Genomic DNA, 26,192 nt, shown 5'->3' with positions numbered 1-26,192 from the left:
GACCGGCGCCGCGGCGGCGGCCGCCAAGCAACGGGTCGTTTGCCGAGTTTGCGGCGTTGATGTGTCGGTAAGGTCACACGCCGCCGACACGGTGTGCGTCTTGCACACAGGTTTATTAGAATTCCGTAAGGTTAGTGAGAGTTCTTTGTGTGTAGGTCGCAGCGAGTAACGACGGAGCAGGTTGTGAACACGGACCGTTTCGACGCCGTCATCGTGGGCGCGGGCTTCGGCGGCATCGGCGCCGCGATCCAGCTCAAGCGCCTGGGGTATGACAACTTCGTCATCCTCGACCGTGAGGACGACCTCGGCGGCACCTGGCATGTCAACCACTACCCGGGCATTGCTGTCGACATCCCGTCGACCACCTACTCGTACTGGTTCGAGCCCAAGCCGAATTGGTCGCGGCTGTTCGCGCCGGGCCGCGAGGTCAAGCAGTACGCCGCGGACGTCGCCGACAAGTACGACGTGCGCCGCCACATGCGGTTCAACTCGACGGTAGAAGGCGCCCACTGGGATGAGGACGCCGAAGTCTGGCGGGTGGCGCTGGCCGGTGGGGAAACGTTGGCAACCCGCATCCTGATCACCGCGACGGGCTTCCTGTCGCAGCCGCGCATGCCGGACATCCCGGGGATCGCGAGCTTCGAGGGCAAGGTGGTCCACACGACCGCGTGGGACCACGACTTCCGGTACCGGGGCCGTCGGATCGCGGTCATCGGGACCGGGGCGTCCGCGGTACAGGTCATCCCGGAGTTGGCCGAACGGGCCGCGGAACTGACCGTGTACCAGCGCACCGCGACCCATGTGCTGCCCAAGTTCGACTTCGGGTTCCCCCCCGCAGTACGGCGCCTGTTCGCGCGGGTGCCGGTGGCGCAGCGCGCGCTGCGGTGGGTGACCGACGTCCTCCTCGAAATCATTATGATCGTCTGCGCACTGCACGTTCGGGAGTTCCGCGGGCGGGGGAACATATCCGCTGCCGATCTGGCCAAGATCAACCGATTTCGGTGGATCCGGGACAAGGAACTGCGCGCCAGGCTGACGCCGGACTACGACCTCGGCTGCAAGCGGCCAACCTTTTCCAACGACTTCTACCGCGCCTTCACCAAGCCCCACGTGCACCTGGAGACCAACTCGATCGCGCGGATCGAGGCCGACGGCATCGTCACTGTCGACGGGCGCAAGACCGTCATCGACACCCTGGTGTTGGCAACCGGCTTTGACCTGTGGGAGGCCAACTTCCCGGCCATCGAGGTGGTCGGCCGCAAGGGCCGCAACCTCGGAAAGTGGTGGCGGGAGACCAGGTTCCAGGCTTACCAGGGAGTCACCGTGCCGTACTTCCCCAATTACCTGAGCCTGGCCAGCCCGTTCGCCTTTTCGGGACTGTCCTTCTTCCACACCATCGAATACCAGATGCGGCACATGGACCGGCTGCTCGGCGAGGTCAAGCGTCGCGGTGCGACCACCTTCGAGGTGACCGAAGAGGCCAACGACCACTTCATGAAGCGGATGACCAAACGGCTGGACAGCTCGGTGTTCTACTCCGGCAACTGCGCCACGTCGCGCTCGTACTATTTCAGCCCCGGCGGTGAGGCATCGCTACTGCGGCCGACGTCGACCTTGAACTCCGTGCGGGAAGCCGCTACGTTCCTGCTGAGCGACTACGTGATCGCCTAGCGTCACATCTGCCACACCGGCCCCGGCCCGGGAGACGGCTGGCTTTTTGCCCGCCTCTGAGCGACAACGGCCGCGGTCGCCGGACAGTCGCTGTGAGGCGGGCACTTCGGGCATCGCCTGTTTCTGGCGGCAGATGTGGCAGATGTGACTCGTGGTGATTCCGCGAAATGACCCCCTTGCTGTTTGCCCGGGCCGGAGCGGGGTAAACGGTCTGAAGCAGAAAACGCGGACTCCGTCCGCAACAGATGCGAAAGACGAAGTGGCCCAATGGAAACACTGTGCCGGGGATGCGCTTGCTTAGCGATCACCTTTGCCTTCGTGCTGGGGGATCTCGATGCCCCGGCGCGGTCGGTCGCCGACTCGGCCACGCCACAGCCGCTGCCAAGCGCTGTGCACGGCCAATCCCCCGAAGGAACGAATTGACCATCGCACCGAGGGCCGAGCAGCCCAGCACCCTGTCGGCGTTGTTGCGGCTACTGGGCGTCCAAACCGCCTCCGCCTACCAGCACCGCCCGGCCCTGGCCGAGTGGCTCGAGCACAACACGCCGAGCGCGGACCTGCGAGTAAGCCTGCGCGCCAACGGCTATGGAACGATGTTCCTGTCGTCGTTGCGGCCGATGCGCTCAACCGTGTCGGCGCTCAAATCAGCCGCCTAGGCGCGACCCCGCTGGGCCCGAGGTTACGCCGGCGGCATCAGCACCGTGTCGATCATGTACACGGTCGCGTTGGCCGTGGGCACGCCACCGCAGACCAGAACCGCGTTGTTGACCCTGAGGCCGTTGCCCTGGCCCGTCACGGTCACGTTCGCGCCCTGAACGGTTTTATGCGATCCGGCGACCTTGGCCGGACTGAGCTGGCCCGGAACGACGTGATAGGTCAGGATGCTGGTCAGCAGGTTCGAATCCGTCTTCAGCTGGTCGATCGTCTGCGCCGGCAGCTTGCCGAATGCGGCGTCGGTCGGCGCGAACACCGTGTACTGCCCGTTGTTCAACGTATCGACCAGGTTGACGTTCGGATTCAGCTTGCCCGACAGCGCCGAGGTCAGCGTGGTCAGCGCCGGGTTGTTGGACGCCGCTATCGTCACCGGAACCTGCGACATTCCTTGCACCGATGCCGGGCCGCTGGGGTTGGCGGCCGCGTAATCAGAGCAGCCGGGGCCCACCAGATCCGCCGCCGCCGCCGTCGGCGCGGCCACCACACCCAGACCCAGCATCGCCGCTACCGCGAAACCTTTCGCTGCCACCGACGTCCTCTGTGCTTTCATCGCAGTTGACTCCTTTCGTTTGGCCGACATTTGATGAGTGATTCGGAGCCCGAACATCGTCGGATGGGTTCCACGCAAAGAAAACAGCCCGGCCGAAGCCGGGCTGTTCATCGCGGGTCGCCATTCGAGTTCACTGGCCTGGCGGCATCAGCACCGTGTCGATCATGTACACCGTCGCGTTGGCGGTGTGCACCCCGCCGCACACCAACCCGGCGTTGTTGACCTTGAGGTCGTTGCCCTGACCTGTCACGGTCAGCTTGGCGCCCTGCAGGGTCGTGTGGTCACCGTCGACCTTCATCGGGCTCGCCTGACCCTGCACCACGTGGTAGGTCAAGATGCTCTTGAGCAGCTGTGAGTCCGTCTTGAGCTTGTCGATGGTCGCCGCCGGCAGCTTGTCGAAGGCGGCGTTGGTGGGTGCGAAGACCGTGTACTGGCCGTTGTTCAACGTGTCGACCAGGTTGACGTTCGGGTTCAGCTTGCCCGACAGCGCCGAGGTCAGCGTGCTCAGCATCGGGTTGTTGGACGCAGCCGTGGCGACCGGGTCCTGAGCCATTCCGGCGACCGACCCTGGGCCGCTGGGGTTTTGCTTGGCGTAGTCGCCGCAGCCCGCACCGATGAGGTCGGCCGCGGGATCGGCCGCGGCCGGCGCCGTCACCGGAGCCACCATGCTGCTGGTGACAGTGGCCGTGCTGCTGCTGGCCATCGGTCCAGACGCCGATTTGTTGTTCGAACACGCCGAAAAACCAACTACCGCAATCGTCGCGAGCCCTGCCGCGGCGATTGTCCTGGCCCCAACGTTGATCATCGCGTTTGCACTCCTTCTCCATGGACGGCACAAGGCGCCGCCTTTCGACCGGACAGGAGTGATTCGGAGACGACAACACCGCGGACGGGTCCGGGCTGAGATCAGCCCAGGGGCAATGCGGCCAATATCGTTCCGGTCGGCCGCGGCGAGCCCGTGCCCGGTTCGACGGTGAACGCCAGGGTGGTGGACGATCCGAGGTTGGTGAGCGTCGCGGTGGTCGACGGCGCCACGGCCGCCGTGCTCATCGTCCCGGCCGAGGTCGGGCCCTTGTCGCTCAGCAACCACATTTGGTAGACGGTCCCGGGCTTCGGCGGCGGGACGTTGTTCATCACCAGCACACCGGCATTGCGGTCGTGGGAAAAGACAACGGTGGCGGTGCCATTGCCGAGCGGGCCGGAAACGGTGCGCACGTCCGGGGCCGCAAAGACCTGCTCGGCGATGGTCGACGGCGGGTGCGGACGCATCAGTATCCCGACGCCGAATGCGGCGGCACCGACCACCACCGCTGCCGCCGCGGACGCCAAAACGGCGGTGCGCCAACCGTATTGGCGCTCATCACGGGCAGGTATCGCGGCCAACGTCGCCGCCCGCAGGCGCGCCGGTGGTTCGACGGCCGTCGTCGCCGAGATAGCCGCCATCGTCTCGCGGACAGCACGAACCTCGTCCTCGAAGGCCGCCGCCACCGAATATGGCGCGGCTGCCAGCCGCCGCTCGATATCGGCCCGCTCCTCGTCCGACATGGCATCCAACGCGTATGGCGTTGCAAGCTCCAGCAATTCGAATTCGTTCGGTTCGGTCATGGCACTTCCAGGCAGTTGCGCAAGGCACGCAGCGCGTCGCGCATGCGCGACTTGATCGTCGACAGATTCGCGGCCAACCGGTCCGACACCTGGCTGTAGGTGAGTCCGTCGTAGTAAGCCAACTGGATACACTCCCGCTGCGTGTCGGTCAACGCGCCCAGGCATTCGACGACGCGGCGGCGCTCGTCACCGGCGATCGCCGAATCGGCGACGACGTCACTGGCGGGGTCCGCGCTGGCCGCGGCGTAGCGGGAATCCCGCTTGCCGGATGCATCCTCGGTCCGCACCCGGTCGACGGCCCGCCGGTGCGCGATGGTCAGCAGCCACGACAGAGCGGAGCCCCGACTGGGGTCGTAGCTCGGCGCCGTCCGCCACACCTCGCAGTAGACCTCTTGGGTGGTCTCCTCGCTGTAGCCGTGATCGCGCAGCACCCGCATCACCATGCCGTACACCCGACTCTTAGTGAGGTCGTAAACCGCGGCGAACGCGTCGCGGTCCCCACGCGCGACCTTGTGCAGCAGCGCGTCCAGGTCCGTGCTGGGCGTGGGCGGTCCGGTCATCGATCGGTAGCCTAGCGCCAGGCAGCTGTTCACTCCGGTGATTCGTAGCCCAGGACCGGGCGGACGATTTCTTCCGCCGTAAGGGCGAGCACCGAGCTAGCTGAGTTGGGCGAGGGTGGTCACTGCGATGAGGGCCAGCACCGCCGTCCCGATGGTGTGCACCTGGCGCCGGGGTGTGAGCCGCTCCGGCAGGGGCTGGCGCTGCAGCGTGCGTTGCCGGCGCACGGCGATCACGAACGTGGCGAGTGCCACGGCGCCGGCCAACGCGGCGGGGATCAATGCCGCCGGGCCGACGGAACCGTGCAGGTTTTTGATCATCAGCAGGGCGCCGTTCGCCAGGAACGCGAAAGACGTCCGCGTCCAGGCCAGCGTCGTCCGTTCGGCCTGGCTGCCGCGATCGTTGGTTGAGCCGCTCAACCGATGACCGCCTTGGCGATCACCAGCGCGAGCGCGAGGAGCCCCACCACGGTCAACCCCACCGCGAGGTAGGTCGGTGAGGGATGGCGGGGCAAGGGGGTGCCGCGGCGCATGGCGCGATCTGCTTGCTGCCAGCGCAGCAGCCCCATCCCGCTGGTGAGAATGGCCAGCAGCGCAAGCCCCACGCCGAGCGCGCGGCGCGCACCGGGCACCCCCAGCTCCGGGACCAGTTGCACGAGGGCGACCGCCGCGGCGAGCAGCCCCAGCGCGGTGCGCTGCCAGGCCAGGAACGTCCGCTCGTTGGCGAAGGTGAGCCGGTAGTCGGGCTCGTGCTCTTCGGCGGAGTCGGTATCGGCCACGAGGCACATCGTTGCATGATGGCGCGTGTGGTCAAGGCGCTGTTGTTCGACGTGCAAGGCACGGCGACGGACTTCCATTCGACCGTCTGCGACGAGGCGCGGCGGATCAGCGCCGGCCGCCACCCGGAGGTCGACTGGCCCGACGTGGTGCGGCGTTGGCGCGCAGGCTACTTCACCGCCCTGGAGGACGCCCGGAGTCGGCAGACCGGATGGGTGTCCGTGCACTCGGTGTACCGCCGGGCGCTGGACGATTGCGGCGTACCGCTTTCGGACGCCGAACGCGACGAACTCACCCTGGCCTGGCGGCGGCTGAAGCCCTGGCCGGACGTGGTCCCGGGGCTGGATCGGCTTCGGACGGCCTACACGCTGGCCACCCTGTCCAACGCCGACGTCTCGACGGTCATCGAGATCTCCAAGCGCGCGGGCCTGCCGTGGGACGCCGTCTTCGCTGCGGAGATGGCCGGGGTGTTCAAGCCCGACCCGGCGATCTACCGGATGGCCGCGACTTACCTGGGCGTGAGCGCCGACGAGATCATGATGGTGGCCAGCCACAAGTACGACATCCGCGCGGCGGGCCGGCTGGGCTTCCGGACCGCGTTCGTCGCGCGCCCGCTGGAGTTCGGCGTCGACGGCGCGGCCGACGTGGCCTACTCCGACGAGTTCGACGTCAACGCGTCCGACTTCCTGGATCTCGCACGGCAACTCGGCTGCTGATCAGCGGTGCGCGGATCCGGTCAGCGACTGCCCGTTGGCCGCCTGCAGCAGGCAGATGACGGTGCTGGGGGTGGGATTGGCCCCGGTGCGGTCCTGATTCGAGTCGATCAGGTAGGTGATCGAAAACGGGCTGCCCTGAACGGATCGGCCGGTGTACGGGGCGAACCCGTCGCTGCAGTCCTTGTTGGCGACGATGGCGACGGCTTTGTCCACGGCCATCGGGGCGCGCAGATATACCTCGGCCAAATGCGGTGTCGCACAGTCCACGACGGTGACTGTCACCCGGCTCAGATCGACCGGTGGCAGGTCGGCCACGCACTCGCCGACCTGTAGATCGATCCACTTCACGGTGTGCGAGATGGTGGGGGCGGCCGTGGCGGGGGCGCAGGCAGCCAACATCGCCGCGGCGCTCAGGCCGCATAACGCAGAAAGGCCACGCATGCAGTGAGTTTAGGCACCCGTCAGCGCCGGGTCGGGCTTTTCCGAGGACATCGACAGGAATCCCCGCGCGCAGCGCGCGGCCAGCAGCCAGTTCGCCGGCTTCTTCATGTCCAGGCCGTCGAGGAGCTGTTTGATCATGGTCAGCGTGTCGAAGTAAATGCGTTCGCAGACAAGCGTTTCGGTGTCGTCAAACACGAAGTAAGCGGTCATGCGGACCCGGAACCGGCTGCCGGTGGGCGGCACCTTGCCCAGGTAACCGAGATGGGTGCCCATCAACCAGAACTCGACGATCACCGCGTCGGCGCTGTGCCGCAGCGCAATGATCTCGTGGTCCTGGTCGGGAAACGCGGTCCGCGTGTAGGCGTAGTAGCCGCGCACCGCCGTGTCGCCGTCGTGCACGATCATCTGCGGGACCAGCTCGTAGCGCGGATGCGGAAAGGTCGCCAGCACGTCGTCCCAGTCCTGGCGGACCTCGTCGTGGAAATGGTCGAGCACGAGCTTCTCCCGGGCGGCCAGCACCTCCGCGGGCGGGAACGCGGGAATAGTCATGCCGGTAACCATAAACCCCGGCGAGCAGACGCAAACTCCCATAAAAGTGGGCGGTCCAGTGCGAGTTTGTGTCTGCTCGCGGAAGGAGGCGCGCTACCCCCGCGGCGGGGTCCAGGCGACCGGCAGGGCCTTGATGCCGTGAATGAACTGCGACAGCAGCCGCGCGGGTTCGTCGGTCGCGACGATGTCGGGTATCTCGCGGCGCAACTCATCGAAGACCACCCGGATCTCGCGCCGGGCGAGGTTGGCGCCCAGGCAGAAATGCGCCCCGCCGCCACCGAACCCGAAATGCGGGTTGGGGGTGCGCGCCACGTCGAACAGCCAGGGGTTGGCGAACTTTGACTCGTCGCGGTTGGCCGAGTTGTACCACAGCACGGCCTTGTCGCCCTCGGCCAACTTGGTGCCGCTGAGCTTAAAGTCGCGGGTCAGGGTCCGCCGCATGTAGACGACCGGCGAGGCCCATCGCACGATCTCTTCGACGGCCGTGGGCGCCAGCCGGTCGAAGTTGGCCCACCACTTGTCCCGCTCGTCGGGGTAGCGGGACAGGGCCAGCACGCCGTGGCTGATCGCGTTGCGCGTCGTCTCGTTGCCGGCCACCACCAGCAGGATGAAGAACGACGCGATCTCCGCCGACGTCAGCCGTTCGCCGTCCACCTCGGCCTCGACCAGGCTGGTGGTCAGGTCGTCGTGGTGGTTGACGCGCCGGTCCTCGGCGAGCGCGGTCGCGTACGCCCCGATGTCCATCGAGATCTTGAGGAATTCGTCGAAGTCGGTCGTCAGGTCGGGATCGCCGAACCCGAGAATCACGTTGGTCCAGTGAAAGATTCGCTGATGGTCCGCCTCGGGGATGCCCATCATGTCGCAGATGATCTGCAGGGGCAGCGGCCCGGCGAGCTCGGTGACCAGATCGGCCTCCCCGTTGGGGTGGTTGGCGATCAGCGACGCCACCAGCCGGCGGGCGCGCTCGCGCACCGACGCCTCGATGCGCGCCACCACCTTCGGGGTGAACGCCCGGCTGACGATCGAGCGCAGCCGCTGGTGCCGCGGATCGTCCAGGACGATCATCGAGCCGAAGTATTCGGCGATCTCGGGCGCGTTGTCGTTGACGGTGATGTTCGGCGTGCTGCTGAAAATCTCCGGATGACGGCTGGCGAAGTGAACGTCGTCGTGCTTGGTGAGCGACCAATAGCCCTCGCCCGCCTCGAATCCCTCCATCTCGATCGCGGGCCAGAACGACAGCGGGGCCTCGCGGCGCAGGGTCGCGAAGGCGCCGTCGCGGAAGTCGTCGTCGAGACCCCAGAAGTCCAGCGAATCGAGGTGGATCTCGGAGAGGGGCACCTCAGGCGGTGGCGCCCCGTTGGTTCGCGTCGCGATACCTGTCTTGAGACTCACCGGTTACCTCCTACGAAACCGCTAGTGCGCACAGACGGTCCTGCCGGCGGCCGATTGCGCGTCGGCGACCACGTTGCCGTCGAGCAGGATCCGGCAGCGGATGGGGCCCACCCCCTGTGCGCTGATCACGAACACCTGGCCCCCAAAGGAAGTGAATTCCGTCGACCACGGCAGCGGCGCATTCACCTGATGCAGCTGACCGGTGTCGGTTTGATACACGATGTACTGCGCGACGCCGGCGCCCGTCACCTCGTAACGGGCCTTGGGCATCTGGGGGATCGCGTGGGCCACGCCGGGAACCATCCCTGCGCAACCGACACCCACGGCGAACAGGATCGAAAGCCCGCGCACATGCTTGGTCATGATTTGCATCGTGTCACCACGCGCGGTGCTACGGAAGCTTTCCGCCCTAACGAAAGCCGTTCTAGTGTGAGTCCCACGGGGGCGAAGGAAAGGTGAGTATGTCGGAACACGGCTCAAAGCGTGTGGTGGTCTGGGGCACCGGCTTCGTCGGCAAGATGGTGATCGCCGAAATCGTCAAACATCCGCTGTTCGAGTTGGTGGGCGTCGGCGTCAGCAACCCCGACAAGGTCGGGCGCGACGTCGGAGACATCTGCGAGCTGCCCGAGCCGACGGGCATCATCGCCACCGACGACGTCGACGCCCTGATCGCGCTGAAGCCCGACGCGCTGGTGCACTACGGCCCGACCGCGATGCACGCCAAGGAGAACATCGCGCTGATCACCCGCTTCCTGCGGGCCGGCATCGACGTGTGCTCGACGGCGATGACGCCGTGGGTGTGGCCGACCATGTACCTCAACCCGCCGCAGTGGATCGCGCCCATCACCGAAGCATGCGAGCTGGGGGAGTCGTCCTGCTTCACTACCGGCATCGACCCCGGATTCGCGAACGACCTGTTCCCCATGACGCTGATGGGCCTGTGCTCGGAGGTGCGCCGGGTGCGGGCCTCCGAACTGCTGGACTACACCAACTACGAGGGCGATTACGAAGTCGAGATGGGCATCGGCCGCGAGCCCGAATACAGCCCGTTGCTTGAAGACTCGAACATGCTGATCTTCGCGTGGGGCGCCACCGTCCCGATGATCGCCCATGCGGCCGGCATCATGCTCGACGAGATCACCACCACCTGGGACAAATGGGCGACGCCGACCGAGCGCAACACCGTCAAGGGCGTCATCAAACCCGGGCACGTCGCGGCCGTCCGGTTCACCATCAACGGAATCTACAAGGGCGAGACGAGGATTCAGCTCGAACACGTCAACCGCATCGGCCTCGACGCCGCCCCCGACTGGCCGTCCGGCCACGACAACGATGTCTACCGGGTGGAGATCGAGGGGACGCCGAGCATCTTCCAGGAGACGGCGTTCCGGTTCACCGACGGCTCGGGCCGCGACGCGGCGACGGCCGGATGCCTGGCGACCGGGATGCGGGCGCTGAACGCCGTGCCGGCCGTCAACGAGCTGCGTCCGGGCTGGGTCACGCCGCTCGATCTGCCCCTGATCGCCGGGGCGGGCAACATCCGGTGACCGGCGCACAGCCGGCACATAGGTGCGGCAGAGACCCGGTACAGGTTTCGCCGCCACAATAACGGCTAGCCTGGTTTGCGAGTTGCTGAAGTTGGGGTTGGGACATATGGCCAATGGAGCTGGGACCGCGCTGGGCCTGTCGATCGGCAAGACCAACCTCGCGGCGATCGCCGCCGACCAGGCCGTCACCCGCAAACCCGTCCTGACGCTCTACCCGGAGCGCGCGCCGGAAGTCGGCATCCCCGCGGAAAACCCGCGGCTCAACCAGCCGGGCCTGGTGATCACCGGGTTCGTGAATCGCATCTCCGACCCCCGGGGCGTCGTGGCGGCCGACGGCTCGGTACACCGAAGCGAGGAACTGATCGCCGACGCGATGCGCGCGCTGGCCTACACCGTAACCGGGGGACGGGCCCTGCCCGAGAGCGTCGCCGTGACCTATCCCGCCCACTGGCCATCCCCGGCCGTCGACTCGGTGGGCACCGCGCTGAGTTCGGTGGCCGAATGGTCCAACCGGGCGCGGCCGCTGGTGCTGATTCCCGACGCCGCGGCGAGCCTGCTCGCCGTGCGCACCACGCCCGGCATACCGCGCACGGGAACCGTCGCGGTGTGCGACTTCGGCGGCACCGGCACCAGCATCACCTTCATGCGCGCCGACGGTGACTATCAGGCGCTGGCCCCGACCCTGCGGCTGCACGATTTTTCCGGCGACCTGATCGATCAGGCGCTGCTGAGCGCCGTCATCTCCAACATGCCGAGCACCGCGGCCTTCGACCCGGCGGGCACGGTGGCGATCGGCTCGCTGAGCCGGCTGCGCACCTCCTGCCGAAGCGCCAAGGAGGAGCTGTCGTCGACCACAGCGACCACGCTGACCGACGGGCTGACCGGCGAAGTGCGGGTCACCCGCGACGAGCTTGACGAGGCCATCCGCACCCCGCTGGACAGGTTCGTCGCAGTGCTGGAAAACGCGTTGGCGCGCAACGGAATTCAAGACCTGGTCGCCGTGGTATCCGCCGGCGGCGGAGCGAACGTCCCCGCGATCACCACCACGCTGTCGCAGTACTTCCGCGTCCCGGTCATCACCACGCCGCGCCCGCAGTTGACGGCGGCCACCGGCGCCGCGTTGCGGGCGGCGCACGGGCCGGTCGAGAGCGCCGCGACGGCGTCGGCGCCGACCGCCCCCGCCACGGCGACGGCGCGGGCCCTCCCGACCACCCGCCCACCCGAGGCGACCGCGACGGCGCAGGCGGCGCCCGCCTGGCCGACCGCCGGCGCCGCGCCCGTCCAGGCCTGGTCGCAGACCGGCAACCAATCGCAGGCGGCGCCCGCCGCCGAGGAACCCGCCGCCGAGTCCGCGAGCGAGGAGCGTAAGCGCCGCCTGTTTCGGCTGCCGGTGCTGGCGGCGATCGTCGGCGCCGCGGCGGGGGTGGCGCTCATCGGGACGGCGGTGACGATCGGGCTGACCTCGGCGAACAACTCGGCGACGACCCCGGCCCCGGGCGTGACCAGCAGCCCGGCACCGGCGCCGCCGGCCAACCCGGCGACGGCACAGCCGCGCCCACCCAGGGTGGAGGCACCCGCGCCGTCGACCACGGACACCAACCCGCCCGCCAACACCGAGACGCCGTCCACCAGCAACCCGCCGGCGAAACCGCAGCATGCGCCGCCTCTGGCGGCCGCACCCGGGCGTCCGGCGATCCCGCAGGTACCGCCCATCCCGCCGGTGCCCGGCCTCAACGAACCCATCCCGGGGCTGGACCGGATCAACGAGATCATTCAGGGGATCGGGGGCGACTTGGGCATCAGCGGCATCCCCCAATTGGGTCCTCAGCTGGGAACGACCCGATAGGTCAGTCCTTTTCGCCCTTGTTCTCCGCGGTCGCGGCCTCTCGGAGCTTCTCGTTCAGGGCCTTGTCCTTCTCGATCTGCTCCTTCAGAGCCTGCTCGTCGCGGCCCTCGTCGGCCTGGGCTTGGTCACCGGAACCGGCATTCTCGGGGACTTCGTGCCTGGGATTGCCGTCGTCGTCCAACCAGTCGTTGACCGCGGTGCCCGAAACGCTGCCACCGGTGCCGGGCAGCACGATGGTGGGCTTCTCTTTGTAAGCCTCCATCATTTCGGAGGCTTTCTTTTTGTCGTCCTCGTCCGGCTCCGGCTTTTCCGTCAGCTTTTGATCGGTGTCCTGATCGCGTTCCTGACCGGGTTCTTCGGCCGACTTATCGTCCTGCACGCTCATGCACTTACCCCCTCGCAATCGCAGGTCGCGATTTTGAGGGGTTACCCGTTGCTGCGCTGTGTCGAAACTCTCAGGAGCGGGATCGTTCGCGTTTGACCAGTTCGACGAGCGCCAGCGGAATCCGCATCGGCTCGGGGGCGCTTGACAGCCGCGCCGCGACCGCGCCCTGAAGGTGGTCGACGAATTTCCCGGCCCGCGCGTCGCGCACCCCGTCGTCCAGCCCGCGCAGCAGCGCGGGGAACAGCGCCGCGCGGGCGAAGGCCGCCCACTGCGCCCCGAACGCCTCGGCGTCCCGGTCCGCCTGGAATCGAACCCAGAATCGATCCTCGGCGTTGAACGTCTCGAGATGGTCGATGGTCAGGCCTTCGAAGCGCCCGCTGGGCGCAAACGGCGCGCGAAAGTCCTTCTCGCTACGGGCAATTGTGGGAATGGTCATCCGCCGCACCTCCTCCTGGCGCAGCAGGCCGTCGCGGACCTGGTCACGCAGCGCCGCGAGCATCGCGTCGAGCAGCGTCGGGAACCCGGATGTGCCGTCCTGGTCGAGGGCGATCGTCATGACCACCAGTCGCCCGTCGGGGGCCAGTTCGCGGCCCCGGAACGCCACGAAGTTGTGCCAGTCCAGGGCCGCCTGCTCGGCGTATGCCGCGCGGGCCGTGTCGTCGTGGCTGTAGGAGATGTGCAGGTGGTCGTGCACCTCGGCGGGCGTAGTGCTCAGCCACTGCGCCGCCCACGACGACCAGCCCAGGTTGACCGTCTTGGACGGCACGATCTGGTCGTAGAACGAACGGCCGATCGACGATGCGAACGTCGCCGAATCCAGGTGCAGGTAGCTCTCGGGGTCGTCGGCCAAGGTGTGAAACAGCGCCGAGAAGTCATTGTCCGGAATGTCGGTGTGCGCCACCAGGATTGCGTGGTCGTGCCGGGTGCGGCGACGCAGGATCGCGATCGCCGCCGACATCGGCTTGAGCGAATTGTGCCCGTTGGCGGCGCCGTAGTCGGCGATGACGATGGGCTGCGGGGCCTTGGGCAGCGACACCTGCTCGGCGGCCCGCTCGAACAACGCGATGGCCGGGCCCAATCCGGCGGCCTGCAGCCGCGACGACTGGGTGTAAACGGGCTCCGGCCGAACCACAACGCTCGATTCGGGCATCCGAGGCTCAGGCCGCATGTCCCAACGATAGTCGTCAGGTCGTCTTCGGGTAGCTGACGCCGGTGAGCCGCTCGGAAAGCTCCCAAAGTCGTTCGCAGTCAGCCTCGTTGCGGGCGCGCTCGGGCACCTTGGCCGGCCGCACCCCGCCGCCGGCGAGCTCCTGGAACCCTTTGGGCCCGTAGAACGCCCCGCCCTGGGCTTGCGGCGCGGCGGCGGCATAGAGCGCCGGGAGGATGCCCTCGTCGATCTCCTGCCACAAAAATGGCGTGAAGCGCCAGGACGCCTTGTACAACCGCTCCATCAGCGCGGGCTTCTCGCGGCCGTGCGAGGGTCCGGCGATCTGCAGATTGGTCTTGGTCAGGCCGGGGTGCGCCGCGTTGGACATGATGCCCCAGCCGGCCGCCCGGCTGCGCCGGTCCAGCTCGAGGGCGAACATCAGCACCGCAAGCTTCGACTGGCCATACGCCGACATCGCCGCGTAGGACTTCTCGAAATTCGGATCGTCGAAGTGGATCTTGCCGCTCTGGCGGGCGGCCAGGCTGCTCAGCGAGACCACGCGCGCCTTGCCGGCCGCGCGCAGCAGCGGCAGCAGGTGCCCGGTGAGGGCGAAATGCCCGAGATGGTTACTGCCGAACTGCAATTCGAAACCGTCGGCGGTGCTATCGCGTTCCGGCGGCGTCATGACGCCGGCGTTGTTGATCAGGATGTCGATGGGGCGGCCCTCGGCGTTGAGTTGTTCACCCAGCGCGGCGACCGCGGCCAGCGACGAGAGGTCCAGCGACTTGATGGTCAGCTTGGCGTCGGGGACCGTGTCGCGGATTTCCGCAATCGCCTTTTCCCCTTTGGTGCGGTTGCGGATCGCCATGACGACGTCGGCGCCGGCGGCCGTGAGCCGCCGGGCCAGGCCGAACCCCAGGCCGCTGTTGGCGCCCGTGACGATTGCCAGCTTGCCCGACAGGTCGGGCACCGTGGCGACAAGATCGTTGGCCATGCGTATCACTCCCTTCGTGTGCGCCCCGACATAGTGTGCTCTTTGTGTCGGCTCGTCGACAGCGCAAACGGGGCTGGGCGGCCGCGTTGGTCGCCGGTGCGCTGCCCGCGCTCGCCTTTCCCGCGCCGTCGTGGTGGTCGCTGGCCTGGTTTGGCCTGGCGCCGCTGCTCCTGTTGGTGCGGGCCGCGCCTTCCCGATGGGAGGCGTGCGTGCGGGCCTGGCTCGGCGTCGCCGGATTCGTGCTGGCCACCCAGTACTGGCTGGTGACGTTCGTCGGCCCGTTGCTGGTGGTGATGGCCGTCGGTTTCGGTGCACTGTGGCTGCCCTGGGGGTGGCTGGCGCATCGGCTGCTGTCCGCGCCGGTCGGACTGGGGCGGACCGTCGCGGCCACGGCGGTGTTGCCCAGCGCATGGGTGGCGGCCGAGGCCGTGCGGTCCTGGCCGCCGCTCGGCGGGTCGTGGGCGTCGCTGGGCGCGTCGCAAGCCGCTCAGCCCGTCACGCTGGCGTCGGCGTCGCTGGGAGGGGTGTGGCTGACGAGTTTCCTTGTGGTGTCGGTCAATACGGCTCTAGTCGGGATGATCGTCCAGCGGGGTGCGTCGGGCCGGCTCGTCGCGGCGGGGTGCGCGCTGGCCTGCGCGGCATTTGGTCCGGCCTGGTACCTGCTGGGCCCGTCGCCCGCCGGCGGCGCCACGGTGCGGGTGGCGCTGGTGCAGCCGGGCGACATCGCCGACTCCGGCGCGCGCCAGGCCGCCGCCGAGGAGCTCACCGCTTCGGTCGCCGGCCAGCGACCGGATTTGGTGGTCTGGGGGGAAAGCAGCGTGGGATCCGATCTGGCCGGCCACCCGGAGGCTTTGGCACGGCTCGCCGACCTGTCCCGCCGGGTGGGCGCCGACTTGCTGGTCAACGTCGACGCGCCCGCGCCCGGCGGTGGCATCTACAAGTCGGCGGTGCTCATCGGGGAGCACGGGATTTTGGGCACTTACCGGAAGACCCGGCTGGTGCCGTTCGGTGAATACGTCCCGCTGCGACCGATTTTCGGCTGGATCACCCGCCACAGCAGGGCCGCTGCCGAGGACCGCCAACGCGGGACCGGGCCCGTCGTGCTGCACGCCGGCGCCCTGCCCATCGGGCCGTTGGTCAGCTACGAGGCGCTGTTCTCCGACCTTGCCCGCCGCGAGGCGCAACTCGGTGCTCGGCTGTTGGTGTATCAGAGTTCCACCTCGTCATTCCAGGGGAGTTGGGCGCAGCCGCAGCTGGCCGCCCAGCCCGCCGTGCGCGCCGTCGAGGCGGGCCGCCCGGCCGTGCACGTCGGACTGTCCGGCGACAGCTCGGCCTTCGACGCGCGGGGCCACCGGCTGGCCTGGTGCCCGTCGGGCTTCCGGGGCGCGACCCTGGTCGGCGTGCCCTTGGGATCGAGCGGCACGCCCTATCAGCGCTTGGGGGACTGGGTGCCGGTCCTGGCGTTCGTCGTACTCGGCTTTGCGCTCTCGCGCTGCCATCGCCCGGCCCGCAGTGCCACACTGCTCGGGTGAACAGCAGACGGCTCGCGAAGTTTTCGCTGGCCGCGGCCATCACGCTGATGGTCGTGTCGGTGGGCGGCTTCGTCGTCGCCCTGGTGCTCAACGCGTTCTTCCTGGACAAGTACAACGCGTACGGGGAGGTGCCGGTCCCCGGCTCGGGCAGCCTCTATCTGCCCGCCGGTGACGTCACCATCAGCCTGCACACCGTCGTCATCAGCAGTCCGGACCGCGGACTGCCGGTGCCGCCGCTGGGGGTCACCCTCGCGCCGCCCGACGGCGTGGCGCAGCCCGTGGTGACCGAGAGCATCGGGACCACGACGACGGTCAACAACGACGCGCACGTGCGGGTGTGGGTGGCTCGGATCGCGGCCGGCGGCACCTACAACGTCACGACCGACGGGCAAGTCAACGGCTATATCGACCCGCGATTGGCCTTCGGGCACAAGGCTTCCGCAGGCTCCCTGGTGTGGCTGTTCGTCGGGCTGTTCGTGGTGGGGCTGGCCGGTTCGGTGCTGTCGGGTTGGCGGCTGGGCCGGACCCGGCGCAGGGCGGTGGTGGCCGCCAATCTGGCGCGACCGTGACGCGCGTGCCGGTTCCCAGGTTTCCCGACCCATTGACGACTTTGGATTTTGATATCACCCGCGATAGCAAAATCGGCGCACACATGGTGGTTCCGAACTGGTGCTGATGTGACGGATGTGACCTCGCGGCGCGCGGCCTCAGTGGCCGCGGGCCACCCACTCCTCGTAGTGGACGATCTCGTCGCCGATGGTGGTGCTGTCGCCGTGGCCGGTGTGCACCACCGTCTCGCCGGGCAGCTTGCCCAGCCGCTCGGAGATGGACTGCAGGATCGTCGGGAAGTCCGAATACGAGCGGCCGGTCGCGCCCGGGCCGCCTGAGAACAGGGTGTCGCCGCTGAACACGATGCCCAGGTCGTGCGAATACCAGCACACCGATCCCGGGGAGTGGCCGGGCGTGTGCAGCGCCCGCAGCTCCGTCCCGCCGACGCACAGCGTCTCGCCATCGGAGATGGCGCGAAAGTCGCTGTCGGGATGGGTCATTCGCCAGAGCACCTCGTCGGCCGGATGCAGCAGCACCGGCGCATCGAGCGTCTTGCCGAGTTCCGGCGCGACCGTCACATGGTCGTTGTGGCCGTGCGTGCACACCACCGCGACCACGTGGCGGCCGTCCACCGCCTCGACGATCGGCGCCGCGTCGTGGGCGGCGTCGAACACCACCACGTTGGAGTTGTCGCCGATCAGCCAGATGTTGTTGTCGACTTCCCAACTGCCGCCGTCGAGTTCGAAGGTGCCGTGGGTCACCACCCGCTCGATGTTCACCATCAGAGCATCACCACCGAACGCAACACCTTGCCGCCGTGCATCTTGTGAAAGGCCTCCTCGACATCGTCTAGCCCGATGCGCTCGGAGACAAACCTCTCCAAGGGCAGGCGGCCCTGGAGGTAGAGGTCGATCAGGGTGGGGAAGTCGCGTTCGGGCAGGCAATCGCCGTACCACGACGACTTCAGCGACCCGCCGTGGCTGAAGAAGTCGATCAGCGGCATGTCGAGCTTCATGTCGGGCGTCGGAACGCCCACCAGCACAACCGTTCCCGCGAGGTCGCGGGCGTAGAAGGCCTGCTTCCAGGTTTCGGGCCGGCCGACGGCGTCGATCGCGACGTTGACACCGAACCCGTCGGTGAGGTCCTGGATCGCCTCGACTAAGCCTTTTCCAGCGTCGGCCTGGCGGGCGTTGATGGTGTGGGTGGCGCCGAACTTGCGCGCCCAGTCCAGCTTGGTGTCGTCCGTGTCGACGGCGATGATGCGCCGGGCCCCGACCAGTGCGGCGCCGGCGATCGCGGCATCGCCGACGCCGCCGCAGCCGATCACCGCGACGGTGTCGTCGCGGGTGACGCCGCCGGTGTTGATCGCAGCGCCGATGCCGGCCATCACGCCGCAGCCGAGCAGGCCCGCGACGGCCGGGTCGGCGGCGGGATCGACCTTGGTGCATTGGCCGGCGTGCACCAGCGTCTTGTCGGCGAACGCCCCGATGCCCAGGGCGGGCGTCAATTCCGTGCCGTCGGTCAGCGTCATCTTCTGCGCGGCGTTGAAGGTGTCGAAGCACAGGTGTGGGCGGCCGCGCTTGCAGGCCCGGCACTGGCCGCAGACCGCGCGCCAGTTCAGGATCACGAAGTCGCCCGGCTCGACCGCGGTCACGCCGGGGCCGACCGCCTCGACCCGGCCGGCGGCCTCGTGGCCGAGCAGGAAGGGGTACTCGTCGTTGATGCCGCCCTCGCGGTAGGTCAGGTCGGTGTGGCACACCCCGCAGGCGATGACGTCGATCAGGGCCTCGCCGGGCCCGGGGTCCGGGACGACGATGTCCACCAGCTCGACGGGCTCGCCCTTCTTTCGTGAAATCACGCCGCGCACTGTCTGACTCATGGCCCCCAACCTACGGTGTACCCTCGCTGACCATGCGCGCCGGGGACGATGCAGTGGGGGCACCTCCCGCTTGCGGGGGACGAAGCGATGAGGTGGGGGCACCACCCGCTTGCGGGGGAGAGCGGCGCATATGAACGGAGCACCCGAGACCGCCTCGGAAACCAGTGACGAGTTCAGCGGACGAATCGCCGCGGCCATCGACGGCGCCAGCCTGACGCTGCTGCTGAGCATCGGGCACCAGACCGGGCTGCTTGACACGATGGCCGGGCTGGCTTCAGCCACCAGCGCGCAGATCGCCGAAGCGGCCGGCCTCAACGAGCGCTACGTGCGCGAGTGGCTGGCCGGCATGACGACCGGGCGCGTCGTCGACTACGACCCCGACTCCGCCACCTACTCGCTGCCCGCGCACCGCGCCGGCGTGCTCACCCGGGCGGCCGGGCCGGACAACCTGGCCCTGGTGGCCCTGTTCGTCCCGCAGCTCGCCGAAGTCGAACAGAAGATCATCGGTTGCTTCCGCGAGGGCGGCGGCCTGCACTACGACGAGTTCCCCCGGTTCCACGCGCTGATGGCCGAGCAGAGCGGCGTGGTGTACGACAAGGCGTTGGTCGATGTGGTGCTGCCGCTGGTCGACGGTCTCGTCGAACGTCTGCGCTCGGGAGCCGACGTCGCGGACTTCGGCTGCGGTAGCGGCCACGCGGTCAACGTGATGGCGCGGGCGTTCCCGGCCAGCCGCTTCACCGGCGTCGACTTCTCCGACGAGGCGATCGCCGTCGGCGCCCGCGAAGCGGCCGACCTCGGTCTGACGAACGCGACCTTCGAAAGCCACAACCTGTCGGGGCTGGACAAGAGGGACGCCTACGACGTCATCACCGTGTTCGACGCCATCCACGACCAGGCCCACCCCGCCCGGGTGTTGGAGAACATCCACCGCGCGCTGCGACCCGGCGGCGTCCTGCTGATGGCCGACATCAAGGCGTCGAGCCGGCTCGAGGACAACGTCGGCATTCCGATGAGCACCTACCTGTACACCACGTCGCTGATGCACTGCATGACGGTGTCGCTGGCGCTGGACGGCGCCGGGCTGGGCACCGCCTGGGGGACACAGCTGGCCACCGCGATGCTCGGCGATGCCGGGTTCGCCGACGTGCGGGTGGCCGAGATCGAGTCGGACCCGATCAACAACTACTACATCGCCAGAAAGTGATGGCGGCCCTCGACGCTCTGGACGACTGGCCCGTCGAGGCCGCCGCCGCCGCGGTGATCGGACCCGGCGGGGTGCTGGCCAGCCACGGCGACACCCAGCGGGTGTTCGAGCTGGCGTCGGTGACCAAGCCGCTGGTGGCACGCGCCGTGCACGTCGCCGTCGAAGAGGGTGTCGTCGACCTGGACACCGCCGCCGGTCCGCCGGGCGCCACCGTCCGGCACCTGCTGGCGCACGCGTCGGGACTGGCCCTGCACAACGATCACGTGCTGGCCGCCCCCGGCGCGCGGCGCATCTACTCCAACCACGGCTTCACCGTGCTGGCCCAGACGGTGCAGCGCGAGTCCGGGATCGAGTTCGGCCGTTACCTGGCCGAGGCGGTCTGCGAACCCCTGGGCATGGCCGCCACCCGGCTGGACGGCGGCGCGCCGGCCGCCGGGTTCGGGGCGACGTCCACGGTGGCGGACCTGGCGGTTTTCGCCGGGGACCTGCTGCGCCCGGCGACCGTCTCGGCCGAACTGCACGCCGAGGCGACCACGGTGCAATTTCCCGGCCTGGACGGCGTGTTGCCCGGTTACGGCGTGCAGCGGCCCAACGACTGGGGACTGGGTTTCGAGATCAGGGACGCGAAATCGCCGCACTGGACGGGCGCGCGCAACTCGCCGCGAACGTACGGCCATTTCGGCCAGGCGGGCGGTTTCATCTGGGCAGATCCCGGGCGTGACCTGGCCCTGGTGGCCCTCACCAACCGTGATTTCGGGGAGTGGGCGCTGCGGCCATGGCCGGCGATTTCCGACGCCGTGCTAGCCGAATACGGCTGATGGAAAATGCACACTAGCGCAACACGGGTATCACGAGGCACAATAGACACGCACGACACACAAAATAGTTAGCAGATCCTGCCTACAGGTCCCACCAGGTCGTTGGGGAAGACGTCCCTCGTGGAACCGAAGGAGCAGGAAATGCGTGCGTCGAATCAATTCGCCGACGTGACGACTGGCGTGGTGTACGTGCACGCCTCGCCGGCGGCGGTATGCCCGCATGTCGAGTGGGCGTTGTCGTCGACCCTTGGCGCGAAGGCGAACCTCACCTGGACGCCGCAGCCGGCCATGCCCGGACAGCTGCGCTCGGTCACCAACTGGGTGGGGCCGGTGGGCACCGGCGCCAGGCTGGCCAACGCCTTGCGCTCCTGGTCGGTGCTGCGGTTCGAGGTCACCGAGGACCCCAGCCCCGGAGTGGACGGCCAGCGATTCAGCCACACCCCCCAGCTCGGCCTGTGGAGCGGGGCGATGAGCGCCAACGGCGACGTCATGGTCGGCGAGATGCGGCTGCGCGCGCTGATGTCGCAGGGCGCCGACACCCTGGCCGCCGAGCTGGACACGGTCCTGGGAACGGCGTGGGACGACGCACTCGAGGCGTACCGCGACGGCGGCGAGGTCGGCGAGGTGACCTGGCTCAGCCGCGGGGTCGGCTAACCGCTATTGGTCTTCGGCCCGGCGCAGGACCCGCAGCGCGCCCGGAACCGCGCTGATGTCGGCGGGCAGCGGGCAGGCGAAGTCGCCGTCGGCGTAGACGTTGATACCGGGGCACTCGACATGAACGGATTGGGCACGCGCGGTGCTCACCTCGTCGAGGTTGACGTGGGTGCCTTTCATCACGGTGGGGAAGAGGCGGACCAGCTTCGTCCGCGACGCCGAGTGCACCATGGTGATGTCGAGCAGACCGTCTGCGTGGTCGGCGTCGGGACAGATCAGCATGCCGCCGCCATAGCTGCGGGTGTTTCCGAAGGCGGCCAGCGTGATGTCGGCATCGATCTCTCGCGTTCCGTCGAGGACCATGCGAAACGGCAAGAGCCGCAACTGCGATAGCTCGGCGAGCATAGCGAGGTAGTACCGCAACCGGCCGTCCGGCCAGGTCATCCGGTTGGCCCGGTCGGTCACCAGGGAGTCGAATCCGGTGGCCGCCACCGTGCCGAACCACTTGTCGACCCCGTCCAGGTCGCGAATCCGGCCCAGGTCGATGGTTTCCGTGAAGCCGTCGACGATGATGTCGGCGGCGGCCTCCGGATCCTTTGTGGGCAAACCGAATTCGCGGGCGTGGTCGTTACCCGTTCCCGCCGCGACGATGCCAATCGGGACGTCGGTGCCCGCGAGCACTTGCAGCGCATTGGAGACGACGCCGTCGCCGCCGGTCACCATCACCGCGTCGGCACCCTTCTCGAGTGCGGCGCTCACCAGGTGGCGCGCGTCTTGTGCGTCGTCGCCGATGATCTCGACGACCTCGACGCCGTGGTGGTGCAGCCGCGCGATCGCGCGCTCGGCCGCCCGGATCGCGGCGCCGTGCCCGGAGACGGGATTTGTTAGCGCGATCACCTTCGCGATCTCGCGCCGATTCATGGAATCAGCTTGCCGGGGTTGAGGATTCCGGCGGGGTCCAGGGTCGCCTTGACCGCGCGTAAGACCCGCACCCCTAGGTCGCCCACCTCGTCGGACATCCAGGGCCGGTGGTCGGCGCCGACCGCATGGTGGTGGGTGATCGTGCCGCCTCTGGCCATGATCGCGTCGCACGCGGCCCTCTTCGCCGCCTGCCACTGTTCGATCGGGTTGCCGCGTTGCCCGGCGACGACGGTGAAGTAGAGCGACGCCCCGGTGGGGTAGACGTGGGAGATGTGGCACATCACCAGCGCCGGTGTGCCGATCTCGGCAAGCGCATCGGTAAGCGCTTGCGTCACAGCGGCTTTGAGGGCGTCAACGTTGGACCAGTCGGTGGCCGTCTCGAGCGTCTCGCAGAGCGCGCCGGCCGACAGCAGCGAGTCGCGCAAATACGGCGCTTCGAACCGCCCACGCTCCCACGCCCGCGCCGGCGCTTCGCCCAGCGACGTTGCGCCCCGCGCCGCCAGCAGGGCGCTGGTTTCGGCATGCCGGCTCTCGACGTGCTCGTTGGTGCCCTCGAACACGGTGATCGCCAGGCAGCCGCCGGTGATCTGGTTTTCGCCGATCGCCTCGGTGGTGGCCAGGTTGACGCCGGTCTCGGCCTCGTCGGAGAGCCGGATGACGGTGGGGCCGGTGGCGGTTTGGGTGACGGCGCGCAGGGCCGCGGCCCCGGTCTCGAAGTCGGGGAACGACCACGCCTCATAGCGAACGGCTTCCGGGACGCGGTGCACGCGCAGCCGCACCCGGGTGATGACCCCGAAGACCCCCTCGGAGCCGATCATCAGCTGGCGCAGGTCGGGGCCGGCGGCGGACTCGGGGGCGCGGCCCAGGTCCAGGGTGCCCACCGGCGTGACCACGCGCAGGCCGCGCACCATGTCGTTGAACCGGCCGTAGCCCGCCGAGTCCTGCCCGGACGAGCGTGTCGCGGCGAAGCCGCCGATCGTGGCGTATTCGAAGCTCTGCGGGAAATGCCCGAGCGAAAAACCTTGGGCACCAAGCAAACGCTCCGCATCCGGCCCGGTGACGCCCGCGCCGAACACGGCCTGACCGGACACCTCGTCGAGCGAGAACAATTGGTCGAGGCGGCGCAGGTCGAGGGTCACCACGGCGGGGAACTCGCCGCGAATGGGATCCAAACCGCCGACCACGCTGGTGCCGCCGCCGAATGGAACGACGGCGATGCGGTGGTGGGAGCAATAGCGCAGGATCGTGGCGACGGCGTCCTCGTCGCCGGGCAGCAGGATGGCGTCGGGCGCGTCCTGCACCCCGGTGTCCTTGCGGCGCAGCAGGTCGAGCGTGGACTTGCCGCCGGCATGCAGCAATCGATCCCGGTCGTCGGTGCGGCAGTAGGCGGCGCCCACGAGTTCGGCCAGCGCGTCGCGGTGCGCCTCCGACAACGCCGACGGGCGCACGCGCACCTGGTCGAGTTCGAGCTCGGCCACGGCGGAATCCTGCACGCCCACAGCCTGTTTCAGCAGCGCCCGGATCCCCTCGGAGAGCGGCTTGGCCGCGGCGGGATCGCCCCACGCGTTCCACTTCATCGGCGGGAGGAGGCCCTCGGGTTGCGTCATGCGTTACAGTATTACACATGCTGTCAATCAGTAACGCGCGCGCGCAGGTGGACACGGGAGAGCGCATCCTCGCGGCAGCAGCCAGCTGTGTGGTCGACTTCGGGGTGGACCGGGTGACCCTGGCCGAGATCGCGCGGCGCGCGGGCGTCAGCAGGCCCACGGTGTACCGGCGCTGGCCGGACACCCAATCGATCGTGGCGGCACTGTTGACCCGGCACGTCACCGACGTGATGCGTGACGCGCCCCTGCTCGGTGACGACCGGGAATCGCTTGTCCGACAGATCGTTACGGTGACCGACCTGCTGCGCCGGGACCGGCTCGTCATGTCGGTGCTGCACTCCGAGCTCGCGCCGATTTACATCACCGAGCGCCTCGGAACAAGCCAGCACATGCTGATCGACGCCCTCGCCGCCCAGCTGCGGGTCGCCCAGCGCAACGGCAGCGTGCGCGCCGGTGACCCGATCCAGATGGCGACCATGGTGTTGCTGATCGCCCAGTCGACCATCCAGTCGGCGCAGATCGTCGAACCGCTCCTGGACGCCGAAACGCTGGCCGGCGAACTTGCCTACTCGCTGAACGGATACCTGTCGTGATCCCCGATCCCACCGCGCTCAACGCCACCCGCCGCGCGGCCGCCCTGACGGCGCTGGCCGACGGCGAACCGCTGGACGTCGTCGTGATCGGCGGCGGCATCACCGGCGCCGGCATCGCCCTGGATGCCGCGTCGCGGGGGCTGCGGGTGGCGCTGGTGGAAAAGCACGACCTGGCCTTCGGCACCAGCCGCTGGAGTTCCAAGCTGGTGCACGGCGGCCTTCGCTACCTGGCGACCGGCAACGTGGGGATCGCCCGGCGCAGCGCCATTGAACGCGGAATCCTGATGAGCCGCAACGCCCCTCATCTCGTTCATGCGATGCCGCAGCTGGTTCCGCTGCTGCCGTCCATGGGCCGGGGTAAACGCGCGCTGGTGCGCGCCGGATTCCTGGCGGGGGACGCGCTGCGGATGCTTGCGGGCACGTCGTCGTCGACGCTGCCACGGTCGCGCCGAATCGGGCCGGAGCGCGTCGCGCAGATGGCGCCCACCGTCCGTCGTGACGGCCTGGACGGCGGCCTGCTGGCCTACGACGGGCAGCTGATCGACGACGCCCGACTGGTCACCGCGGTCGCGCGCACCGCGGCGCAGTACGGCGCGCGGATCCTGACCTACGTGGCGGCGTCGAAGGCCACCGGCACCTCGGTGCGGCTGACCGACCAGCGCACGGGCCAGTCGTTCGACGTCTCGGCCGGAGCGGTCATCAACGCCGCCGGGGTGTGGGCGGCCGAGATCGACGGCTTGTTGCGGCTGCGACCCAGCCGCGGCACCCATCTGGTGTTCGACGCCGGCGCTTTCGGCAATCCCACTGCGGCGCTGACGATTCCGATTCCCGGCGAGCTCAACCGGTTCGTGTTCGCCATGCCCGAGCAGCTGGGCCGGGTCTACCTGGGGCTGACCGACGAGGCGGCCCCAGGGCCGATCCCGGACGTGCCCACGCCGTCGGCCGACGAGGTCGCGTTCCTGCTGGACACCGTCAACACCGCGGTGGGGGCCGCGCTGGGCCCCGACGACGTCATCGGCGCGTACGCGGGGTTGCGGCCGCTGATCGACACCGGGGAGGGCCGCACCGCCGACGTCTCGCGCGAGCACGCCGTCGTGGAGTCGGCGTCGGGCCTCATCAGCGTGATCGGCGGCAAACTGACCGAATACCGTTACATGGCACAGGATGTGCTGGACCGCGCGATCAGCCTGCGGCGCCTGCGCGCCGCGAAGTGCCGGACCCACGACCTGCCGCTGATCGGCGCGCCCGCCAACCCCGGGTCGGTCGGCTCGGCTCCCGTCGCCGGGTTGCCCGCGTCCCTGGTACAGCGCTACGGCGCCGAGGCGGCCAAGGTCGTCGCCGCCGCCACCTGCAACCACCCGACCGAGCCGGTCGCCGAGGGCATCGACGTCACACGGGCGGAATTCGAGTACGCGATCACCCACGAGGGCGCGCTGGACGTCTCGGACGTCCTCGATCGGCGGACCCGCATCGGATTGGTGGAGTCCGATCGAGAGCGGGTGGTGGCGGTGGCGGAGGAGTTCGTGGGACGGTTCGGCTAGGTC

29 protein-coding genes are annotated in these 26,192 nt (G+C 68.7%); 12 read left to right on the top strand and 17 right to left on the bottom strand.

The annotated features are described in order from the left end of the window. Nucleotides 1-183 precede the first annotated feature (183 nt). Together A5678_RS16580 and A5678_RS16575 are read left to right on the top strand one after the other, a co-directional pair. Entirely contained in the window at nt 184-1,671 is a 1,488-nt protein-coding gene (locus tag A5678_RS16580) for an NAD(P)/FAD-dependent oxidoreductase (RefSeq protein WP_068044212.1), read from the top strand. 419 nt (nt 1,672-2,090) lie between these two features. After that, nucleotides 2,091-2,327 carry a hypothetical protein gene (locus A5678_RS16575; RefSeq protein ID WP_068044210.1) on the top strand — a complete coding sequence of 79 codons (237 nt, stop codon included), beginning with the start codon at nt 2,091-2,093 and terminating at the stop codon, nt 2,325-2,327. Nucleotides 2,328-2,350: 23 nt separating this feature from the next. Here A5678_RS16575 and A5678_RS16570 read toward each other — a convergent pair whose 3' ends face one another. The 6 genes from A5678_RS16570 to A5678_RS16545 all read right to left on the bottom strand — a co-directional run bounded on the left by A5678_RS16570 (nt 2,351) and on the right by A5678_RS16545 (nt 5,876). After that, nucleotides 2,351-2,935 carry a fasciclin domain-containing protein gene (locus A5678_RS16570; RefSeq protein WP_068044208.1) on the bottom strand — a complete coding sequence of 195 codons (585 nt, stop codon included), beginning with the start codon at nt 2,933-2,935 and terminating at the stop codon, nt 2,351-2,353. A 130-nt stretch (nt 2,936-3,065) separates the two neighbouring features. Then, nucleotides 3,066-3,740: a fasciclin domain-containing protein gene (locus A5678_RS16565; RefSeq protein WP_068044206.1), complete on the bottom strand. Its 675-nt coding sequence runs from the start codon at nt 3,738-3,740 to the stop codon at nt 3,066-3,068. Between the two features lie 101 nt (nt 3,741-3,841). Then, nucleotides 3,842-4,540, bottom strand: a complete 699-nt coding sequence (locus tag A5678_RS16560) for an anti-sigma factor (protein ID WP_068044205.1) — start codon at nt 4,538-4,540, stop codon at nt 3,842-3,844. Further along, nucleotides 4,537-5,100: a sigma-70 family RNA polymerase sigma factor gene (locus A5678_RS16555; RefSeq protein WP_068044376.1), complete on the bottom strand. Its 564-nt coding sequence runs from the start codon at nt 5,098-5,100 to the stop codon at nt 4,537-4,539. Before A5678_RS16555 ends, A5678_RS16560 begins: the two co-directional genes overlap by 4 nt. 96 nt (nt 5,101-5,196) lie before the next feature. Then, nucleotides 5,197-5,517, bottom strand: a complete 321-nt coding sequence (locus A5678_RS16550) for a DUF202 domain-containing protein (RefSeq protein WP_068044202.1) — start codon at nt 5,515-5,517, stop codon at nt 5,197-5,199. Then, entirely contained in the window at nt 5,514-5,876 is a 363-nt protein-coding gene (locus tag A5678_RS16545) for a YidH family protein (RefSeq protein ID WP_156746943.1), read from the bottom strand. Before A5678_RS16545 ends, A5678_RS16550 begins: the two co-directional genes overlap by 4 nt. A 15-nt stretch (nt 5,877-5,891) precedes the next feature. On the opposite strand from A5678_RS16545, the gene A5678_RS16540 reads away from it, so the two are divergent. Next, the gene (locus A5678_RS16540; protein ID WP_082945581.1) at nt 5,892-6,590 is read left to right on the top strand and encodes a haloacid dehalogenase type II; all 699 of its coding nucleotides are present in this window, start codon (nt 5,892-5,894) and stop codon (nt 6,588-6,590) included. Here A5678_RS16540 and A5678_RS16535 read toward each other — a convergent pair whose 3' ends face one another. The 4 genes from A5678_RS16535 to A5678_RS16520 form a co-directional block, all read right to left on the bottom strand. Beyond that, a complete protein-coding gene (locus A5678_RS16535; RefSeq protein ID WP_231983694.1) occupies nt 6,591-6,989 on the bottom strand; it encodes a hypothetical protein in 399 nt (132 codons plus the stop codon). A 51-nt stretch (nt 6,990-7,040) separates the two neighbouring features. Beyond that, nucleotides 7,041-7,580: an ester cyclase gene (locus A5678_RS16530; protein ID WP_068044196.1), complete on the bottom strand. Its 540-nt coding sequence runs from the start codon at nt 7,578-7,580 to the stop codon at nt 7,041-7,043. Nucleotides 7,581-7,673: 93 nt separating this feature from the next. Next, nucleotides 7,674-8,972: a cytochrome P450 gene (locus tag A5678_RS16525; RefSeq protein WP_068044194.1), complete on the bottom strand. Its 1,299-nt coding sequence runs from the start codon at nt 8,970-8,972 to the stop codon at nt 7,674-7,676. 21 nt (nt 8,973-8,993) lie between these two features. After that, nucleotides 8,994-9,335, bottom strand: coding sequence for an MmpS family transport accessory protein (locus A5678_RS16520; RefSeq protein ID WP_197502163.1), 342 nt, complete (start codon nt 9,333-9,335; stop codon nt 8,994-8,996). 98 nt (nt 9,336-9,433) lie between these two features. On the opposite strand from A5678_RS16520, the gene A5678_RS16515 reads away from it, so the two are divergent. Further along, nucleotides 9,434-10,519 carry a dihydrodipicolinate reductase gene (locus A5678_RS16515; protein ID WP_068044190.1) on the top strand — a complete coding sequence of 362 codons (1,086 nt, stop codon included), beginning with the start codon at nt 9,434-9,436 and terminating at the stop codon, nt 10,517-10,519. Between the two features lie 106 nt (nt 10,520-10,625). Next, nucleotides 10,626-12,365, top strand: a complete 1,740-nt coding sequence (locus A5678_RS16510; RefSeq protein WP_068044187.1) for an Hsp70 family protein — start codon at nt 10,626-10,628, stop codon at nt 12,363-12,365. A gap of 1 nt (nt 12,366) precedes the next feature. On the opposite strand, the gene A5678_RS16505 is transcribed toward A5678_RS16510, so the two are convergent. The 3 genes from A5678_RS16505 to A5678_RS16495 all read right to left on the bottom strand — a co-directional run bounded on the left by A5678_RS16505 (nt 12,367) and on the right by A5678_RS16495 (nt 14,891). Then, nucleotides 12,367-12,750 carry a hypothetical protein gene (locus A5678_RS16505; RefSeq protein ID WP_068044185.1) on the bottom strand — a complete coding sequence of 128 codons (384 nt, stop codon included), beginning with the start codon at nt 12,748-12,750 and terminating at the stop codon, nt 12,367-12,369. Between the two features lie 70 nt (nt 12,751-12,820). Next, nucleotides 12,821-13,918 carry an SAM-dependent methyltransferase gene (locus tag A5678_RS16500; RefSeq protein ID WP_068044183.1) on the bottom strand — a complete coding sequence of 366 codons (1,098 nt, stop codon included), beginning with the start codon at nt 13,916-13,918 and terminating at the stop codon, nt 12,821-12,823. Between the two features lie 16 nt (nt 13,919-13,934). Continuing rightward, nucleotides 13,935-14,891 carry an SDR family oxidoreductase gene (locus tag A5678_RS16495; RefSeq protein ID WP_068044181.1) on the bottom strand — a complete coding sequence of 319 codons (957 nt, stop codon included), beginning with the start codon at nt 14,889-14,891 and terminating at the stop codon, nt 13,935-13,937. Between the two features lie 86 nt (nt 14,892-14,977). On the opposite strand from A5678_RS16495, the gene lnt reads away from it, so the two are divergent. Next, entirely contained in the window at nt 14,978-16,423 is a 1,446-nt protein-coding gene (gene lnt, locus A5678_RS16490) for an apolipoprotein N-acyltransferase (RefSeq protein WP_156746951.1), read from the top strand. Further along, on the top strand, nt 16,420-16,992 hold the full coding sequence (locus A5678_RS16485) for a hypothetical protein (RefSeq protein WP_068044179.1): 573 nt from the start codon (nt 16,420-16,422) through the stop codon (nt 16,990-16,992). Before lnt ends, A5678_RS16485 begins: the two co-directional genes overlap by 4 nt. A gap of 138 nt (nt 16,993-17,130) precedes the next feature. On the opposite strand, the gene A5678_RS16480 is transcribed toward A5678_RS16485, so the two are convergent. Next, complete coding sequence (locus A5678_RS16480; protein ID WP_068044177.1) at nt 17,131-17,754, bottom strand: MBL fold metallo-hydrolase; 624 nt, start codon at nt 17,752-17,754, stop codon at nt 17,131-17,133. Then, on the bottom strand, nt 17,754-18,851 hold the full coding sequence (locus A5678_RS16475) for an S-(hydroxymethyl)mycothiol dehydrogenase (protein WP_068044174.1): 1,098 nt from the start codon (nt 18,849-18,851) through the stop codon (nt 17,754-17,756). Before A5678_RS16475 ends, A5678_RS16480 begins: the two co-directional genes overlap by 1 nt. A 130-nt stretch (nt 18,852-18,981) precedes the next feature. On the opposite strand from A5678_RS16475, the gene A5678_RS16470 reads away from it, so the two are divergent. The 3 genes from A5678_RS16470 (at nt 18,982) to A5678_RS16460 (ending at nt 21,527) form a co-directional block, all read left to right on the top strand. Further along, a complete protein-coding gene (locus A5678_RS16470) occupies nt 18,982-20,055 on the top strand; it encodes a class I SAM-dependent methyltransferase (protein WP_068044173.1) in 1,074 nt (357 codons plus the stop codon). Beyond that, the gene (locus A5678_RS16465; protein ID WP_068044171.1) at nt 20,055-20,873 is read left to right on the top strand and encodes a serine hydrolase; all 819 of its coding nucleotides are present in this window, start codon (nt 20,055-20,057) and stop codon (nt 20,871-20,873) included. The genes A5678_RS16470 and A5678_RS16465 overlap by 1 nt, the downstream gene beginning before the upstream one ends. A 141-nt stretch (nt 20,874-21,014) precedes the next feature. Then, nucleotides 21,015-21,527: a DUF3145 domain-containing protein gene (locus A5678_RS16460; protein ID WP_068044370.1), complete on the top strand. Its 513-nt coding sequence runs from the start codon at nt 21,015-21,017 to the stop codon at nt 21,525-21,527. Nucleotides 21,528-21,530: 3 nt separating this feature from the next. Here the strand turns inward: A5678_RS16460 and A5678_RS16455 are convergent, their stop codons facing one another. Next, nucleotides 21,531-22,448, bottom strand: a complete 918-nt coding sequence (locus tag A5678_RS16455) for a diacylglycerol kinase (RefSeq protein ID WP_068044169.1) — start codon at nt 22,446-22,448, stop codon at nt 21,531-21,533. After that, nucleotides 22,445-24,025 (bottom strand): FAD-binding oxidoreductase, encoded by a 1,581-nt coding sequence (locus A5678_RS16450; RefSeq protein ID WP_156746950.1) that lies wholly within the window; start codon nt 24,023-24,025, stop codon nt 22,445-22,447. The genes A5678_RS16455 and A5678_RS16450 overlap by 4 nt, the downstream gene beginning before the upstream one ends. Nucleotides 24,026-24,072: 47 nt before the next feature. On the opposite strand from A5678_RS16450, the gene A5678_RS16445 reads away from it, so the two are divergent. Together A5678_RS16445 and A5678_RS16440 are read left to right on the top strand one after the other, a co-directional pair. Then, nucleotides 24,073-24,648, top strand: a complete 576-nt coding sequence (locus tag A5678_RS16445) for a TetR/AcrR family transcriptional regulator (protein WP_068044166.1) — start codon at nt 24,073-24,075, stop codon at nt 24,646-24,648. Then, nucleotides 24,636-26,189 carry a glycerol-3-phosphate dehydrogenase/oxidase gene (locus tag A5678_RS16440; protein ID WP_197502167.1) on the top strand — a complete coding sequence of 518 codons (1,554 nt, stop codon included), beginning with the start codon at nt 24,636-24,638 and terminating at the stop codon, nt 26,187-26,189. The genes A5678_RS16445 and A5678_RS16440 overlap by 13 nt, the downstream gene beginning before the upstream one ends. Nucleotides 26,190-26,192 lie beyond the last annotated feature (3 nt).

The organism is Mycobacterium sp. E2733 (assembly GCF_001667585.1).
Taxonomy (GTDB): Bacteria; Actinomycetota; Actinomycetes; order Mycobacteriales; family Mycobacteriaceae; genus Mycobacterium.
The sequence above is the reverse complement of the archived record's forward strand: the minus strand, read 5'-3'. Positions and strand labels throughout refer to the sequence as shown.